This window comes from Chryseobacterium sp. Leaf404, from assembly GCF_001424145.1.
Classification (GTDB): domain Bacteria; phylum Bacteroidota; class Bacteroidia; order Flavobacteriales; family Weeksellaceae; genus Chryseobacterium.
This window is the reverse complement of the sequence record NZ_LMQM01000012.1, coordinates 120,748-138,396: the sequence shown is the minus strand read 5'-3', so window position 1 is coordinate 138,396 and position 17,649 is coordinate 120,748. Positions and strand designations below refer to the sequence as shown.

Annotated in this window: 10 protein-coding genes; all 10 read left to right on the top strand. The window is 35.4% G+C overall.

Annotated elements, in window-relative coordinates; translation table 11 throughout:
* Positions 1 to 507 precede the first annotated feature (507 nt).
* The 10 genes from ASG31_RS12285 to ASG31_RS12240 all read left to right on the top strand — a co-directional run bounded on the left by ASG31_RS12285 (position 508) and on the right by ASG31_RS12240 (position 17,341).
* Positions 508 to 1,890, top strand: coding sequence for a helix-turn-helix transcriptional regulator (locus ASG31_RS12285; protein ID WP_131725549.1), 1,383 nt, complete (start codon positions 508 to 510; stop codon positions 1,888 to 1,890).
* An 11-nt stretch (positions 1,891 to 1,901) separates the two neighbouring features.
* Positions 1,902 to 3,308, top strand: coding sequence for a helix-turn-helix transcriptional regulator (locus tag ASG31_RS12280; RefSeq protein WP_056032873.1), 1,407 nt, complete (start codon positions 1,902 to 1,904; stop codon positions 3,306 to 3,308).
* A 145-nt stretch (positions 3,309 to 3,453) separates the two neighbouring features.
* On the top strand, positions 3,454 to 4,041 hold the full coding sequence (locus ASG31_RS12275) for a hypothetical protein (RefSeq protein WP_131725548.1): 588 nt from the start codon (positions 3,454 to 3,456) through the stop codon (positions 4,039 to 4,041).
* A gap of 232 nt (positions 4,042 to 4,273) precedes the next feature.
* Positions 4,274 to 5,233, top strand: coding sequence for a T9SS-dependent choice-of-anchor J family protein (locus tag ASG31_RS12270; protein ID WP_056032868.1), 960 nt, complete (start codon positions 4,274 to 4,276; stop codon positions 5,231 to 5,233).
* A 27-nt stretch (positions 5,234 to 5,260) separates the two neighbouring features.
* A complete protein-coding gene (locus ASG31_RS12265) occupies positions 5,261 to 8,695 on the top strand; it encodes a thrombospondin type 3 repeat-containing protein (protein ID WP_131725547.1) in 3,435 nt (1,144 codons plus the stop codon).
* A gap of 118 nt (positions 8,696 to 8,813) precedes the next feature.
* Complete coding sequence (locus ASG31_RS12260) at positions 8,814 to 9,377, top strand: hypothetical protein (protein WP_056032861.1); 564 nt, start codon at positions 8,814 to 8,816, stop codon at positions 9,375 to 9,377.
* Between the two features lie 108 nt (positions 9,378 to 9,485).
* Entirely contained in the window at positions 9,486 to 12,410 is a 2,925-nt protein-coding gene (locus ASG31_RS12255; RefSeq protein WP_056032858.1) for a hypothetical protein, read from the top strand.
* Positions 12,411 to 12,922: 512 nt separating this feature from the next.
* Entirely contained in the window at positions 12,923 to 13,510 is a 588-nt protein-coding gene (locus ASG31_RS12250; RefSeq protein ID WP_056032855.1) for a hypothetical protein, read from the top strand.
* Positions 13,511 to 13,679: 169 nt separating this feature from the next.
* Positions 13,680 to 14,225, top strand: a complete 546-nt coding sequence (locus ASG31_RS12245; protein ID WP_056033991.1) for a hypothetical protein — start codon at positions 13,680 to 13,682, stop codon at positions 14,223 to 14,225.
* Positions 14,226 to 14,284: 59 nt separating this feature from the next.
* Complete coding sequence (locus ASG31_RS12240) at positions 14,285 to 17,341, top strand: DUF6923 family protein (RefSeq protein WP_056032852.1); 3,057 nt, start codon at positions 14,285 to 14,287, stop codon at positions 17,339 to 17,341.
* The last annotated feature ends 308 nt before the right edge of the window (positions 17,342 to 17,649 follow it).

The following is a 17,649-nucleotide window of genomic DNA, read 5'->3' as shown; positions in this document are numbered from 1 at the left end:
TTACAGTTGGACTATACAAGAATAAAATCAAGTTTTAGCACTTAATTAAGTTCATTAATGCTCTATTTTCACAAGTAATAAATACTACAAATGAGATATACTGGCTTATTATATTTGCTCTAATAAATATTTTTTTAAAAATATTTATATATTTGTTGTTAATATCAAGAATAAATTTTGAAGCTGTTTCCATATAAAGGAGTCGGCTTTTTTAAATATTTTTGTTGGTACAAAATTTTACCTCGTTCAAATAAAAACACATTTAATGATTCTCAAACTGAATTTTTTCAACGTTAAAGTTGATTTTTATGTAAAAGTGATTCTTCGTTTTCAATCTACGGTCAAATCACTATGCAATTTGTTTCATTTCGGTATAATACTAGTTGTATCATGAAATTAACATTGACTGTTTTATTTTCGTTGTTTTGGAATTTCTGCATTTCTCAGAATATCAATACTATTCACCAGATTGACAGTCTTTTTATTGTCACAAACCAGAAAGTTATTTTGGATCCTCTTAACATTGATTTACAGTCGGTTTATACAGAATTGTATTATCGTTCTAAAGAAATTGATTACCCTAAGGGACAGATGGAAGCGTTGCTGAGAATTTCCACGTTTAAATTGCGCAGGCAAAAAGACTACGATAAAGTTATTCTTGATATGAGCGAGGCGGAAAAAATTGCGCTTAAAATTGAGAATTACAGCGGGATTACTAAATCTAAAATACTGCGTGGACGAGCCTATTTTTTTTCGGGACTACCACAATATGCTATAAAGGAACTTAGGGAAGCATTAGAAACAAGTAAAAAGATTGAAGATGCAGATAATCGAATAATTGCAAAAATTGAAATTTATTCTGGATATTCAAATTACTATGAAGACCGGTATAACCTTAGTAAAGATAAAATTTATATGGATTCATGCATTTATTTTCTTAAACAAAAATATTCGCAGGCAATCCTGATGAAAAAAAATGTTCCAAGTAGAAATAAGTTAATTTTAACTGCGCTGAAATCATTATCTGGTATCAATCTCACATTGGAAAATTACAATGAAGTTGAATACTACCTAGATTTAATGGAAAAAAATATTAAGGATACAAACGATAAATTTATTTTAGCAACCTATCATAAACTCAAGGGTGAGTTTGAATTTAAAAATGCCAGAAATAATGTGAATTATCTTGACAGTGCTTTATATCATTTTGATAAAGCAGAATTTTACGCAAAAGAAATTCAAAATACACAACTACTTGAGCTTATTTATCCTGAAATGGCTAATGTTTTTGATCAGATGAAAGACAAAAGAATGCAGATCAAATATTTGGAAAAAACCAAAAACATCAAAGATAGTTTGCAGATAAAAAAAAAGGAATATCTTCAAAAAATATATCCGCTAGCAGAAAAGAAACTAACAAAAACCGAAATGATTTTACCTGATAATAATGCTGATTTATATAAAATTGCAGGTATTTTGGCTCTATTTATTGTCACAGGTTGGTATTGGTACTATAAGAAAAACGGTACTAAAGAATCTTCAGAAAAAAGTACGGCTTTTGATTACAATAAAATTAAAGAATCATCTAAAATAATCATTCCCATTGAAAAATTGGTAGAATTAGCTTCTAAAGACGATGGTTCTTTTATAAAGATGTTTCACGAATATCTTCCTGCATTTATGGAAAAGTTACTTAAGATAAACAGTACGCTAAAAACAGATGAGTTGGAAATATGTGCGTTTATAAAATTAAATTTTGATACAAAAAAAATTGCATCTATTAAAGATTTTACTGTAAGAGCTGTAGAAAGTAAAAAATTCAGAATTCGGAAAAAGCTCAATTTATCTAAGGATGATGATCTTCATACTTGGATGTCTAATATAAACTAATTTTATAAGTAATGGCAAAATTGATAATCGGCATTTTTTTTTTAATGATAAGTACTTCTTTTTGTTCACAAGAAAGCATTAATATTAAACATATTACAAGTCGACAAAATGCTCTACAAAAAATTCCTAATGGAAATCTTACAGACTATAAATTGCAGGAGCTTAAAAAACTTTTAACAGAGTCTGAAAAATATAAATTTTCTCAAGGGAAAGTTGATGCGCTTTTGAATTTGGTATTGACGAATTATTATGCTAAGAAAAACTTTGATCAAATTATCTTTCAAACTGACCTAATAGAAAAAATAAGTTCCGAAAACGAAGACTTTTACTCGCAATCTATAGCCAAATCTATGAGAGGTGGTGTATTTCTATATGTAGGATTAGTCAATGATGGCAAAAAAGAACTTGATGAGGCACAGAATCTTACAGAAAAAATAAGTGAAAATGATTTAAAACATTTGGCAAAAAATTATTATTTTAAGATTTATTCAGAATATTTTAATGACATGAATGAGTATGGCAGGGTTGTCTCACTATCAAAAAAAAGAGAGAATGAGTTGCTTTTTCTTGATGACTTATCAACGGTAAAAAAATACTTATTGGTCGAAACATATAATATGCTTTGTTCAGCTTATCTAAAATTGGGAGAAAATAAAAATGCTGAGAAGTATCTGAAAATACAAGAGTTTTATTTCAAAAACAATCAGGATTTATACAATCTGGCATATTTTAAAAATAATAAAGCAGATTTTTTAACTAATAGTATGTCCGGCAAAAATGAGACAGATCTAATGTATAAAATTTACAAAGATGTGGAAAGTACTGCTATAGAATCTCAGAATGAATCGGTTTTAGCTCTCATATATCCAAAAATCGCTGCTTTATGTAAAAGGCAAAATGATTTAGAAAATCAGATACAATATCTAAATAAATCGATTAAATTAAATGACGATTTAGATACTGCAAGATATATAATGCTGGATAGAATTGCAAAGATTAACAAACCAAAAAAAAGTGATAGTCTAACAAATTTTATGTTATTAAGCTTATTGTTAGGCTTACTAATTGGTGTTCTTATATATTGTTTTAGAAGTAAGAAAAAAAAGACAGAAACTCAGGATTGCGAAGAATCAATTAGTTATGCTGAACTGCTAAATCTTGCTTTACATAGCAATCATTCATTTTACATTAATTTTTTAAAAAAATTTCCAGATTTTAATACAAAACTTTTACTGAAAAATCCGACAATGAAAAATTCTGATCTCGAATTTGCTGCACTAATAAAAATAGGATTGAATGACCAACAAATTGCCGAGGTGAAAAAATTATCGATGAAGGCTGTAACATCAAAAAAATATCGAATCCGAAAAAAACTGGATCTTTCAGAAGAAACTTTTCTATTTCTACAAAATTTTTAAGTAGAAAAGCTAAGTGTATCATTTAATTTCACGGAGTAATAATATGCTGATAATCAACTGTTTAAATTTCTTGCGTAGTGTTGAGTGGCTGGTGCGTAGTATAACGTAGCAAATATTTTGGGATTGCTAAATCGGTAAATTACATTTGTCATCAAGAGAACAAATGATGAATGGTTCGATAAAACAATTTTTACATTTTTATTCAAAAAGTCTTAAAATTAAATTTTTTACTCTTTTTATATTTCTTTGTTTTATACCAAAAACAGCGGCTCAGTCTTTTGACCATAGCAGTGAAGGAATTATTTACGTTACTGAAAATTCTGTTGTAGTTTCCTACAGTTCAAATTTTAGTGGTAGAATAGTGACAATTGCTGCTGTCAAAAATGGGTACAAAAAAGAAAAAAAGCCTGTTAAAATTATTTCTGAAAAATCACTAAGCTTAAAGGCTGCTTCTTTAAAAAAGAAATCAAAAGTCATTACTCAAAGAAAGTCCAAACTGTTTTTAAAAAAAACAGAGTCTTCTCATGAGATACTAAATGGCAACAGCCTTGCTAAAAACAATTCCGTACAGAGATCGAGCCACACTGTAGAAAACGAAGTTGTTTTTCATTACACAAAATTCAATACTCCAGTATACGTACATTTAGAAAAGATTTACAAAGATAAAAATCTGGTACTTTCTGAATTTTCCGACTCTTTTTACTCTCGGCCACCACCTACCGTTCAAATCTAGAACAGTTCTTACTGAGTGCCAGTTTGTGTCATAAAGAGCACTTTTTCACTATTTTATTTCGATTCTGATTATTTTCATTTGGATTTTAATGCTAAGTGAGAATAACTAGTTGAAAACTGTGATAATATTCTTACATCATTTAAGTAAGAATGATTCGTTCTCTACAGCGCAGTACGAAAATAAAATTGTACATGGCTATCATTCTTTTCAAACAATTTTTAAAAAGTAAAATATGAGGAAACATCTATTAATGGCGGGGTTAACTGTCACAAATCTCTATTATTCTCAAACGGTATTACTAGACGAGAATTTCGAAAGTTATCCAGATTTTACCATAGCAAATATGGGGCAATGGGGACTTTTAGATTTGGATCAGCTGAATACAACTACAACGATCGGCGGTGACCCAGCTCCACCTGTAAATTGGGTAGCTACGTGGCCTAACGCAGGTCAAAAAATGGCGTACCAGATTTTTAATTTTTCACAATCTAACGCAACAAACGATTTTACTGGTGCAACGGGTGATATCAGAAATTTTAATCCAAGAAGTGGGCAAAAGTATGCGGCTTGTTGGGCAGGACAAATGGTACAGTCTTTCCAGGGAAATAATGATTGGCTTATTACACCAGTGGTAATGTTAGGAGCTTCTGGAAACCAAATCTCTATGTATCTTAAAACGCTTTCCAGTTCGTATGGAGATGAAAGATTTCAAATTGGAGTGTATGTTGGCTCTGGAAACCCAACCTCTGCTGCGAATTTTACCATCATCAACGCGCTCCCTTATCAACAAGTTCCACAAAATGCCAATATTGATAATAATTGGAGAAATTTCACCTACAATCTAGATGCCTATTCGGGACAAGCCATTAGGGTAGGAATTCGCTGTATTACGCAGGAAGCGTCCGCACTATTAGTAGATGACGTAAAAATTACCACAACAGGAACTTTAAATACCTCTGATGATGCGTCCCGAAGAGAGGTGGAAATATATCCTAATCCTGCCAGCAATGTTTTGAAAATTAAGACAGACAAAAATGTTATTAAGGTTGATATTTATGGAATGGATGCCAAATTAATAACATCTGCTGATGGCAAGATCCTTAATATCAGTATGCTTCCATCGGGAAAATATTTCCTGAAAATTCTATTGAGCGACAGTACGAAAATAACAAAACAATTTATAAAAAAATAAAACAACAAATAATTGAATTTTAACACAATGAAAAAACTATTTTTTTTATTGCTGATACCTTTAGCTAGTGTATTCAGCATACAAATGAAGGCACAGTGTGCTTCGGCAGGAAGTGTCACAACCACAATTGCCGCCACGGCAAATACCTGCGCCGGAGATGGGACAATAACTGCAACTTTTAGCAGTGCCATTAATACCACTATTCAGTTGATAAAAGGTGGTACAATACAACAATCTGTCGTTGCTCCTGCAAGTCCGTACACCTTCACAAGTTTACAGCCGGGTACAGATTATCAAGTAAGAGTAGTATGTTCAATTGATAACAGTATTGTGTATTCTAACAGTCCTGATATTACGGTCGCTAATAACTATGTACCAATTTCGAATGCAGATATTTCAATTTCAAATGTTTGTACCAATTTTACACAGGGTGGTACTTTTACCATCAATAATGTTATTGGTGGAAATGCACCATATCAATTTTCTGTTGTTTTGAATAATAATTCAGGATATGATGATGCTTTGAGTAGCTATTCTACCAGTAATATTGCCAATGTTACAGCATTTGGGACTTATCAAATTCGTGTGAAAGATGCTTGTGGTGCTTATACCAATTTTACCAGAACCATTTCGGCTGATCTACCTGCTTTTGAGTTTTATTGGAAAGGGAAAAAAGTATGTGCCTCTAATCAGGCTCAAGGAACTTTTTGGTTTGCTGATGCAAGTGGAACCGGAATTTCCGCGGCAGATTTTCTTCCGGAAGGGGTGAAATTAGTCATTCGAGATACCAATGCCTCCGGAGCTATTTTGTTTGACGGTACTTATACCGGAACTCCTTTCACCTACACAGAAAGTACGTCACACATCTATCATGTTACTGCAACCAATTCTTGTGGACTTACAACCACTTATATTAGCAATTTAACAGATGGGAGTAATAACGGAGAAGCAAATGTAATTGGTGCTGTTGCTTCATCATCGGGTTGTCCAACTCCAGGGCCAGAAACCATGACGATATCTGGAAATTCTACAGGAAAATACTACTGGAGATATCCTGTTACCGTAACGGTGAAAGACAGTACTACTCCTACTCCTTTAACGGTATATACAGATACTACTTTTGAGGAATATGGACCGCAAAGTACTTGGGTTACAGGAAGTCTTCCTATGGGCACTTATACCGTAACGTATGTAGATGCTTGCGACGAAACTATTACTGAAACTGTAACCAATCCACAATCTGGAGGTATACCAGTGCTTTCTGTTCAGAGTTTTGATAAATGGAGATGCGAACCAGGGACACTAACTCAAAATGGCACTACTCAAGTTTTGGTGCAGATTAATGGTTATTTACCAGACCGTGCAAATGCGGTGGTTACCATCACGTCGGGTCCGTCTAATGTTGGAGTAAATGCTTTAGTTGTAGAAGGCAAATACTGGGGTTGGACCAATATGCTACCAGGAACATACAACATTGCTTTTACCTCTTGTGGAGTTACTCGGAACCAAAGTATTACCGTCACTTCAGGAGGTCATTTACTTAGTCAAAGTTTATCTTCTAATGCCACTTCTAATTGTGGTGGTACTGGAACAATAACTTCTACTAAAGTATATAATGGAGCATACACCCACACCGTAGAACTTTTGAACAGTTCAGGAACGGTTATTGCAAGTAGCTTTACAGGAACTTTTAACAATCTTGCACCAGGTACTTATACTACAAGATTGCGTGTAAATGGTTGTTCAGGTTCTTATACTGTCCCTGGAAGCATGGTTAGTATTACCAATTCTACAACGGGTCCTGTAATTTCTTCTTCTGTGGGGGTTATTTGCGAAGATGCTTTAGGAATTCCTTTAACCACAGGTTCTACCTATTTAGATTTAAACGGTGTAGCACCATTTACACTTAATTATAAGCAAACAGGTTCGCCTACATGGACTACTATTACTAATGCATCTGCAAATACTGTAATTACTGGTCTTACCGCAAATGTAACCTACGATTTGCAGCTTATTGATGCTTGTGGATCCGCCATCGGTTCTGTACAAATTAAAACAATGGGAGCTTTGAACGGTTCTAATACCTCACAACCATGTAACGGCTCTCCTTATGCTCTTACAATGCCTTATTATGCGGGTGCAAGTTATGAATGGACTAATCCTGCAGGAGCAGTAGTTTCTAATACAAGAATATATGCCATTGCGAATTATGCCAATAGTTATAATGGAACTTACACGTGTAAAATCACTTGGACAAATTGTGTAACAAGATTTGTAAACGTCACTTTAAACAGCGCGCTTTGTAATGGACCTCTTGGTTGTGGTACAATAGATTCTGACGGAGATAGTGTTTTTAATGGTTGCGACTTAGATGATGATAATGACGGGATCTTAGATTCTGATGAATGTGGCAGTGTAGAAAAAATCGTAAATGGAACTTTTGGAACTAATGGAACATCGGGTACTTTAGCCGATTGGACGGTTTCTGGTAATTGGGGACTTAGTAGTAGTAATGCTGCTGTAGATCCTCGCGCAGAATTATTTAATGATGCAGCCGGAACTTCTACATTATCCCAAACTATTTCCGGATTAGAGCCGGGTAAAATTTATGCTTTAAATTTTTCTGTTGCTGCTAATACAAACTTAACCACGAGAACAGCAACATTATCTGTATTAATTAACGGCAGTTCGTTATATTCTCAATCGGCAGCACAAATTGTTGCAGACGCAGGAGGTTCTTGGACATTAGTAAATAAATCAATCAACTTTGTTGCACCAGCGAATGGAATTGTAGAGCTTGTTATTGAAGATGTTGTTTCTTCTGGAACAGGTGCTGCAGCAAATGATGTACAGATTGATAATGTAAGCCTTATAGCTTGCCAAAGAGATACCGACGGCGATACAATCCCAGATTATTTAGATTTAGATTCCGATAACGACGGCTGTTTAGATGCATTAGAAGGCGGTAACAATTTGCCTCTTTCAAGCTTAGTTGCAGCCGGAGGAACGGTAACAGGAGGAACTAGTACAGCGCCTAACCAAAATTTAGGAAATACGGTAGATGCAAACGGAGTTCCTACTATTGTAAGCGGCGGACAAACCGTAGGAAGTTCAGCAAACAGCGCAATAAAAGCGACAGTATGTTTAGTTTGCTACAACGATCCATCATTAGCATCAGGAGTAGAATCCAAACACGGAATTACACTGTTAAAAAGAGCAGGAACCGAAAATGGTAACTGGCCAATGATTCGTACATCTGCCCATACCGTTTTAGAATCCAATACCAAAGGATTTGTAATCACCAGAATGACTTCTGATCCTGCACAAACTGCAGTAGCAAATCATTTTAATAAAATTGCCAGTCCACAGGAAGGAATGATGGTTTATGATCTGTTCAGCAAATGTTTAAAAATTTATGCAGACGGAGTTTGGTCTTGTTTTTCTACGCCAGCTTGTCCGTAAATAATATTGAAGCGTTGTTAAGGCTTTAAGTTTTAACAACGCTTTTTAAAACTAACTTTTTTAAAGTAAAAGAATTTAAAACTAAAATTTTCTCAAAATAACTTAAAATTTAATTAGCATGACCAAAAAAATAATTTTATCAGGATTTATTCTATTTTCAATTCAATCATTTTCTCAGGTGATTATAGGAGATGCTGTAGGAACGGCAGCCACTAAAACATCGGTACTTTTAGAATTTGCCAATACCAACAATAAAGGTATTGTCTTACCTTATGTAAGAACAATTCCTTCTTCACCTACTGAAGGAACGATTTTACTGGATGCAAGTACGCCGACCGCTGTGCGCGTGAAATACTATAACGCCAACACAGCTCCGGGATCTAATGGATGGGCAGATTTAAGCGGACAAACCGCAGATATTTCTACTGTACTTACCGAACAGCCCACTATTGCACAAGCACCAGAATTATCAGGCTCTAAGGCTATTATTGGGTCAGACACAAGCTCTGCGGACGGAGTTTTAGTTTTAGAAAGCACAACCAGAGCCATGGTTTTACCGATGGTTTCCAGCACTGATAATATTCCAAGCCCCAGTCCAGGAATGATGGTGTACATTAATAAAGTGGGAGCTAAAAGACTCGCTGTTTTTAATGGCAGTAAATGGAGCTATTGGAAGCCATAAATTAATTTGCTTTTCAACCGGAAAGTTTAGATTTCAATAATTTTTGTATAGAGCTATTTGAAAAGAAATTTTTGAACGATTTATAATTTTAAAAATAAAACAAAAGCCATGATAAACAGACAACTTTCAAAAAAAATAAAATTCTTTTTATTTTTTTTACTTATTTCCTTTCAGGTTATAAGTGCGCAAGTTTTAGGAGATTTTCGCTCCCTTGCTTCGGGTGCCTGGAACAATAATGCTTCTTGGCAAAGATTCGATGGGACTACCTGGGTAAATGCCACCGCTGGCGTTTTTCCTGGTGCCACCGCAGGAAGTTACAGCGTAAAGATACAAACAGGGCATATTATAAATGGAGTAAATGCAGCAAATTACACCATTGGTAATCTTACCATTAATGGAATGCTTCGCATGAACACTAATGGTATGACGATGACCATTACTACGCCCTATTTGCACTTAGATGGTGGAACAATTAATTATAACGTTTCGGCATCTAATCTTGTTTTACCGGCAAATGTAAAATTAGATTTTTCTAATTCTGGTGCTTTTACCGATTCTGGTGCTTGTAATGCTAATAAAATTATAACCATTGGAACAACAGTAGTAGCATCTTGTAGCGGAGGAGGAGCGGCGTACGATTTTGCTACCTTTAATGCTTTAGCAACAGACATTTCTTCTACCATTACCAAAACCGATTTAGCATGTCTTAACAAATCGGTACAGTTGCAAGCTACCGGTTCTTCGGCAAATGTGGGGGCAACTTTCGGTTATTCTTGGTCGGGAACAGGGCCTTCCGGTTACACGTATGGACCAAGTGCAACCAATCCTATCACCATTAACCAAACCACGCCAGGAATTTACACCTTTACTTCTACAACACAACGTACTGATGTTACCACATTTACTTTGGTAGATGTAAAAACCATTTCCTACGAAATCCTTTTGGACAGCGATGGAGATTGTACAGCAGATACAGTGGATTTGGATGATGATAATGACGGAATTTTAGACAGTGTAGAAGGTTATACTTGTGGTTCAGATTTAGTGATAAATGATCCAAACCCTACTTCAAGTAATATTTTTACTGCACCACCAACAACAGTAACACTTGCAGAAAATACTGCATCTGCCGCAGTTGCTTATACTTATTCTACCGCAGAGTTTCCTTATGGCGGTGGAAAAGTAATTGATCCAGGTTCAATCGGAAGTAAAGTAACCTATACATTTACGCCTAATGTCACCAACTTAGAATTTTGGCTGATGGATTTTGACAATCAAGAAATTGTAAATATTAACTATTATGATGCAAGCGGAAATAGGATTGCTAATCTGCTTCCCTATATTACACAAATTGTTTCTGCAACCGTAGGATCTTTAGGATTAACAAGTAATGCTACTTACGGACTTGCTACAAATCCCACCAATAATATCGGAGCCCATACTCCAATGCAGGATATGGTCTCTATAAAAACTCCTTTTAATGTAAGTAAAATTGAAATATACTTTTCGGGAGCTGCTATTGCGGGTGCTACTCCAGATTACTTTATAAAAACTGCTTGTGCAGGGATTGATACCGATGGCGATACCATTCCTAATTATTTAGATTTGGATAGTGATAACGATGGTTGTTTCGATGCGATTGAAGGAGATGAAAATGTTGTCACAACACAGATTATTACTAATGGTAGTATTGCGGGAGGTGTAGATGCACAAGGAATACCTGTTTTGGTAAATTCTGGCGGTGCAGCAGATTCCGGAGGGGATCAAGGCCAAGGCATAGGACAATCGAGAGATATTACAAAAAATGACTGTCTGAATTCTGACGGAGACTCTCTGCCGGACTGGCAAGATCTGGACGATGATAATGATGGAATCTTAGATACTACAGAAAATACCTGTAATTTAACGGGTGCATCAGGCGGGCATTTGTTTTGGGATCTGGACACCCAGGTTTTTCCGGGAGGCTTGAGAGGAAATTCATTAGCGCCGGATGTTACAGGAACTGTCGTATCCTTCGGCCCAGGATTATCTGGTACCACAGGCGCTAATGCATGGGATTTTAAGATCCTTAATTCAACCTCTATTTCTGAGGCAAAAGCAAATGATGACTATGTGCAGTTTACCATTCCGCTTTCATCCACAGCTACAAAAATTTATGAAATTACACAATGGAGTACTTATGGATATTCCGCCAGTCTGGGGCCAAAAGTAGAAAATCTTTCAATAGAAATTGCAGATAACGCTGCTTTCAATAATCCTTCAATATTGTACAATGGAAGTAATCCTACTGTTCCTGGTACAGGAACTTTTTATGTTACAAATTTGGCAGGTTATCAATTAAAAAGAGGCATTACCTATTATGTTCGACTATACATTTATGGTTCAAACTCTTCAGCTTTATTGGACAGTTTCGGATTGAATGTTAAATGTTTTACAGATACCGATGGCGACGGTATTCCAGATTATTTAGACTTAGATTCTGATAACGATAATTGTTTAGATGCAGTAGAAGGAGGTAATAATCTGCCACTTTCAAACTTAGTTTCGGCTGGAGGAACATTATCCGTAGGAACAGGTTCCACCGCTCTAAATCAAAATCTTTGCGGAGGAACTACTTGTGTAGGAAGCACCGGAATTCCAACTATTGTAAACCAGACGACGGGACAAAGCGTAGGAAGTTCTGCGAATGCAGGAGTAAAAGCAGCAGTTTGTGTGGTTTGTTACAATGATGCAAATACTGCAATGGCTGGAATAGATTCAAAGCATGGTATTACTCTTTTAAAACGCGCAGGAACCGATAATGGCAACTGGCCAATGATCCGTAAATCGGCTCACACGGTTTTAGAATCCAACACCAAAGGATTTGTTGTAACCAGAATGACTTCTGACCCGGCACAAACCGCTGCCGCAAATCATCTGAATAAAATTACGAATCCGCAGGAAGGAATGATGGTGTATGACCTTTTCAGCAAATGTTTGAAAATATATGCAGATGGTGTTTGGAGTTGTTTCTCGACCCCGACTTGTCAGTAATAATTTTATAGCGTTGTTAGAATTCAACTTTTGACAACGCTTTTTAATTAACTATTTTAAAATTAAAAAAAGCGAATAAGTTAATTAGATCAAGTTTATTTCTGTTTTCCGTACAGGCTTTTTTTTCAGGTAATCATCGTGTATGCTTTAGGAACAGCAGCGAATAAAATATCCGTTTTACCGGAATTTGCCAATACGAATAATAAAGGCATTGTTTTACCCTATGTATGAACACTTAAGACAGTAAGGTGCGATAGTTTTAGATGTAACAGATGCTTCAAAAGCAGTGTAACAACAGCAAAAAATGGTCTTTCTGGAAGCCGTAGAAATCAAACTTTTAAATTTATTATATCCCTTTTCGATAGAAGAGGGATTTTTTTTGATTAAGCCTGTACAAAAAAATTAATTGAAAATATTAATAACTTATGCATTACGTATTGATTATTTTACAAAGGATATTTTTTTTACATATCTTTGCAAAGTAGTTCAAAAAGTTCTACAAAAACACATCATTGGAAAAAAAAATTTGGAATAAAGTAAATTTAAAGTTAAATGCTTATTTAACGGCATTTTTTTGCTTTATTCTGATGTTTTCTACTATTTCCTCAAAGGCTCAAAATATTTTGCCAGATTCTTCTGCGACAACCATCCCGACAAATGCAGTAATTTATGTTTCAGAAGGTTCAACTATCTATGATACAGAAAAAGCTTTTCAGGGAGAAATTGTTTTATTGGAGAATAAGTCTAAAAAAAACAAGGAAGAAAATCTTATTGCAAAGTCTTCTAAGCCCAAAAAAGAAAAATTGCTGAAAGCTGTCAGCAAAGAACCGAAGAAATATCCAAAAATAAAATCTGATGAAGCTATATATGACCCGCTTTCGCCAGAATCTTCGAGCTATATCAATCATTCTAAAAATTCAAATTCTGTTGCACCAAGCAATAATCTACAGCATTTTTCTAAATTTCAAAATCCCGCTGTATTTTCTCTCTTATTGAAGAAAAAGTTTGTTTCCCAAAAAACGATTTTTTCATACAGCCAAAAGAGAAATCTGCATCATTTTTCTGAAATATTTTCGGTGAGACCACCGCCAATTTCTTAATTCTATTTCATTTAATTAAATGAGAGATTTCTAAATTTAATTCAATCCAAATTTATCTAAAATTCGTGTTAAAAACTATCAAATCATTTCGGATTTTCAAAATCCGAATGGCTTCATTTATAGGGATTTGCGCTTTTAGATGTTTCTAAAAACTTTTATAAAACAAAAAATGAAAAAAGTAATTATATCCACACTAATTTTATTTTCAGCTCAGGCATTTTCCCAAGTTATTATTGGAGATGCTTTAGGAACAGTGGCAAATAAAACATCTGTCTTATTAGAATTCGCGAATACCAATGATAAAGGCATTGTTTTGCCCTATGTAAGAACACTTTCGCCTGTGGAAGGCTCTATAGTTTTAGATGCAACAGATGCTGCTAAAGCCCGTGTAAAATATTACAACGGCAATACCAACCCGGGAACTAACGGTTGGGTAGATCTAAGCGGACAGGATGCCAATATAACCACACAACTAAGTGTGCAACCAATAATAACGGAAGATGTAGTTGCTAAAGCCATTATCGGAGCTACTACTTCACCAGTAGATGGTGTTTTGGTGTTGGAATCTAATACCAAAGCGATGGTTTTACCAACGGTAAGTGATGTACAAAATATTCCAAGTCCAAGTCCGGGAATGATGGTTTACATCAATAAAACCGGTGCAAAGAGATTAGCGGTGTACAACGGCAGCAAATGGTCTTTCTGGAAACCGTAAATTTAATAGTAACGTTTTTTAATAAAGAATTTTATTAAAAGCAAGTAAGAATAAAAAAAATGAAAAAATTATATACAGTATTATTAATATCTCTTTTTGTCAACATTTCAATACATGCACAAACTAATCTTGCGATTGGCAAAAATGTTACTTATTCTACAGGAACAGGCAGTGCAGCCGCATTAGTAGACGGAGATTTTTCCACCAATTTCCAAACAGGAAGTACACAATCTCATCCCGATGCAGAATGGATTCAAATAGATTTGGGAGCAGATTATCCTATAGAAAACATTGCGCTGGGTGGTCTCGGTGTTGGTACTAATGACCGAAGATTTATGATTGTGACCTGGCCAAGTACAGTAGCTTTTACACCCACTGCACAACCTGATTCGGGAACCTATTTATCAAATTCTTTTTTAAACAGGTTAATTTATACCGAAGCGAATGCACAACTTTTTGGTAACAATCTGTTTGGAGAAACAGCAGGTAACCCAAATACACCAGGAAATGCAGGTCAAAATTTAGGTCCCGTATTTCCAACAGAAACCATCAATGCTGTTAGCAGACCTGTACTACGATTAAATGTCGGCATTCACGAAGCGAGATACATCAGAATTATTAGTTTACAAGATACTTCACTGGGCTTTTCGGAAGTACAGGTATTTCAAACCAATGTTCCACCAGTAAGAGTTTTCAAAAATGGTGGGTTCGAGCAAGGAAGTGTAGGGTTGTTTCAAGATTATATCAGCGAGGCATTGGTTCCCGGATGGAGCACTACCGATCCTCTTGGGATGAATAATGACAATCCCGCAATACCAGTAAATGGCTCATTTATGGAATTCTGGAGATCTGGATTCGGTTCAGTAATCCCTGCCGAAGGAAACTACTTTGTAGAACTCAACGCCGGTGCAAACGGAATGCTTGTTCAGGAGCCTATGTGTGTACTCCCAAATGAAACATTTTCGTGGTCATTTGCTCATAGAGGAAGAAGCGGAGTAGATAGAATGGCATTGGTAATCAATGATCAGGATGTTGCACAATTTGATGACAATAATTCTTCATCAGGAACACATCAAGTAGTATCAGGTTCTGTTGCTGCTTCTACAACAGCTGTAAAAGTGAGTACCAACGCAAATGGATGGACGTATTATGAAGGAACGTGGACTAATTCCAGTTCTTCCTCGCAAACTATTAATTTTGGATTTAGAGCAGTAAGTTCTTCTGGAGGTCAAATATCGGCGGGTAATTTTTTAGATGATGTAAAAATAGTTACGACCAACACAGTTGCAGGATTTAATAACCCAACCTATCAAGGTTTAGAAGTTGTACCTACTGCAAATTTGCCAAAAATAATTCTTTCGGGGAGTGTACCTGTTGCCTCTACAGTTCAGCTTAATATTACAGGAGGAACAGCAGTAAGAGGAGTAGATTACACCACGGTACCCGCAACTGGGCTTATTAACATCACTATTCCTGCGGGAAATTATGACGGAACTTTAGCAACCGCAATTAGTTTAGATTCTTACATAAGCATTGTTAATGACGGTTCAGCAGAAAGTGATGAAACCATTATTATGGCATTACAAAACCCTACAGGAAACGTATTGTTACCAGGAGCTAACTATTGCCTACCTTTTTTCACCCCAATTACTTATACGATAGAAGATTTTTCGGCATTTACTTGTTCTCCTTCTTTATACTTAAGTCAGTATCCAAATGGAGGACCTACTTCCTTATATTCTTTAAATAGTGCAGCCAATCCTTTTACAACAACATTAATTGGTACTTCTACAGCAGGAATGCAAGTAAATGCTATTGGATATAACATTGTAGATAATTTTATTTATGGCGTAAGAACAGACGCTGGAAATCAAAACCATTTGGTAAAAATAGATAGCAATGGTAACGAAATAGATTTGGGTGCAGTTACAGGTTTACCAACTGGAGGATATAATAGTGGCGATTTTGATGATTTAGGAAATTTTTATGTCATTAATTTTGCGAGTACTAGTATGTACAGAATAAATGTGAGTACTCTTACCGCTACAAGCATAACATTGTCTAGATCATTATCAGTAAATGATATTGCTTTTGACAAAACTTCAGGATTATTTTATGGTTTTGATGGCGCAAATCGTTTTTTAGTTTCTATAAACACAACATCAGGTGTTGTTATCAACATTGGAGTTGCTAACACAACTATAACAGGATTGGTAGGAGCAATGTTTTCTAATTCTACCGGAGAAATTTTTGGAAATGCAGACAATGGATCAGGATTTTACCAATTTAATAAAGTTACTGGAGTTACCACATTGATATCAACTTCCGTAGGTGCTTTTGGTAATGATGGTGCTCACTGTATTAATTCGCCAATAATTTTCCCGGCCGATTTAGCTGTTACAAAAACAGATAACAAAACACAGTACATCCCGGGAACTACCAATACCTACACCATTGTAGTAAGCAATAGCGGACCTTTTGGTGTTGTTGGAGCTTCAGTTTCAGATCCTCTTCCGGCAGGAATTCCTGCTGCAAATGTATCTTACACTGCGGTTGCATCATCAGGAAGTTCTACCAATGTACTAGGAACACAAACAGGAGCGATTAACGATTTGGTTTCTCTTCCTGTTGGAGGTACCGTAACATATACAGTAAATATATTAGTTCCTATAACTTTCACTGGGAATTTAGTTAATACTGTTACAGTAACGCCTCCTTCTTCATCATCTGACAGTACTCCTGCGAATAATACAGCTACAGATACAGACACTACTACAGCTTGTTACAATAATGCAAACACTGCTTCTGCAGGAGTAGATTCTAAACACGGAATCACGTTATTAAAAAGAGCTGGAGCTGATAACGGCAACTGGCCAATGATTCGTAAATCTGCCCATACTGTTTTAGAATCCAATACCAAAGGATTCGTAGTAACCAGAATGACTTCGGATCCAGGACAAACTGCAGCAGTAAATCATTTGAATAAAATTACGAATCCGCAAGATGGAATGATGGTGTATGATATGTTTAGCAAATGTTTGAAAGTATATGTGGTTGATGAAGTAACCCCTGGAAATTCTGCATGGAGCTGTTTTAGCGCTCCAGCCTGCCAGTAAGTACATTATCAGTCAATTATTTATATATTTTTTTACTTCAAAAATAAAATTAGAAAGTAATTAATAATATTTTTAAAGCAATGTTGAGCATCGTCATCAACATTGCTTTTGTTTTTAATAAAAGAAAATTCTCGTATTTCCTTGCTTATAGATAAGGCAACATCTTTAAAACCATTTTTGGACTTTAAAGAAGATGAGAACTATCAAGTTCCTGTGTCAATGATAGAAAAACTAACAAACTTACAGTTTACACCTGCTTTGGATAGACATGAAAATGTTAAACCGACCATTCTAAAGTTGGAATAGGT

What these genes read in the sequence shown, in the direction of transcription:
- ASG31_RS12270 (WP_056032868.1), top strand. Translation starts at nt 4,274, where the DNA reads ATGAGGAAACATCTATTAATGGCGGGGTTAACTGTCACAAATCTCTAT.
- ASG31_RS12280 (WP_056032873.1), top strand. Translation starts at nt 1,902, where the DNA reads ATGGCAAAATTGATAATCGGCATTTTTTTTTTAATGATAAGTACTTCT.
- ASG31_RS12265 (WP_131725547.1), top strand. Translation starts at nt 5,261, where the DNA reads ATGAAAAAACTATTTTTTTTATTGCTGATACCTTTAGCTAGTGTATTC.
- ASG31_RS12260 (WP_056032861.1), top strand. Translation starts at nt 8,814, where the DNA reads ATGACCAAAAAAATAATTTTATCAGGATTTATTCTATTTTCAATTCAA.
- ASG31_RS12240 (WP_056032852.1), top strand. Translation starts at nt 14,285, where the DNA reads ATGAAAAAATTATATACAGTATTATTAATATCTCTTTTTGTCAACATT.
- ASG31_RS12255 (WP_056032858.1), top strand. Translation starts at nt 9,486, where the DNA reads ATGATAAACAGACAACTTTCAAAAAAAATAAAATTCTTTTTATTTTTT.
- ASG31_RS12245 (WP_056033991.1), top strand. Translation starts at nt 13,680, where the DNA reads ATGAAAAAAGTAATTATATCCACACTAATTTTATTTTCAGCTCAGGCA.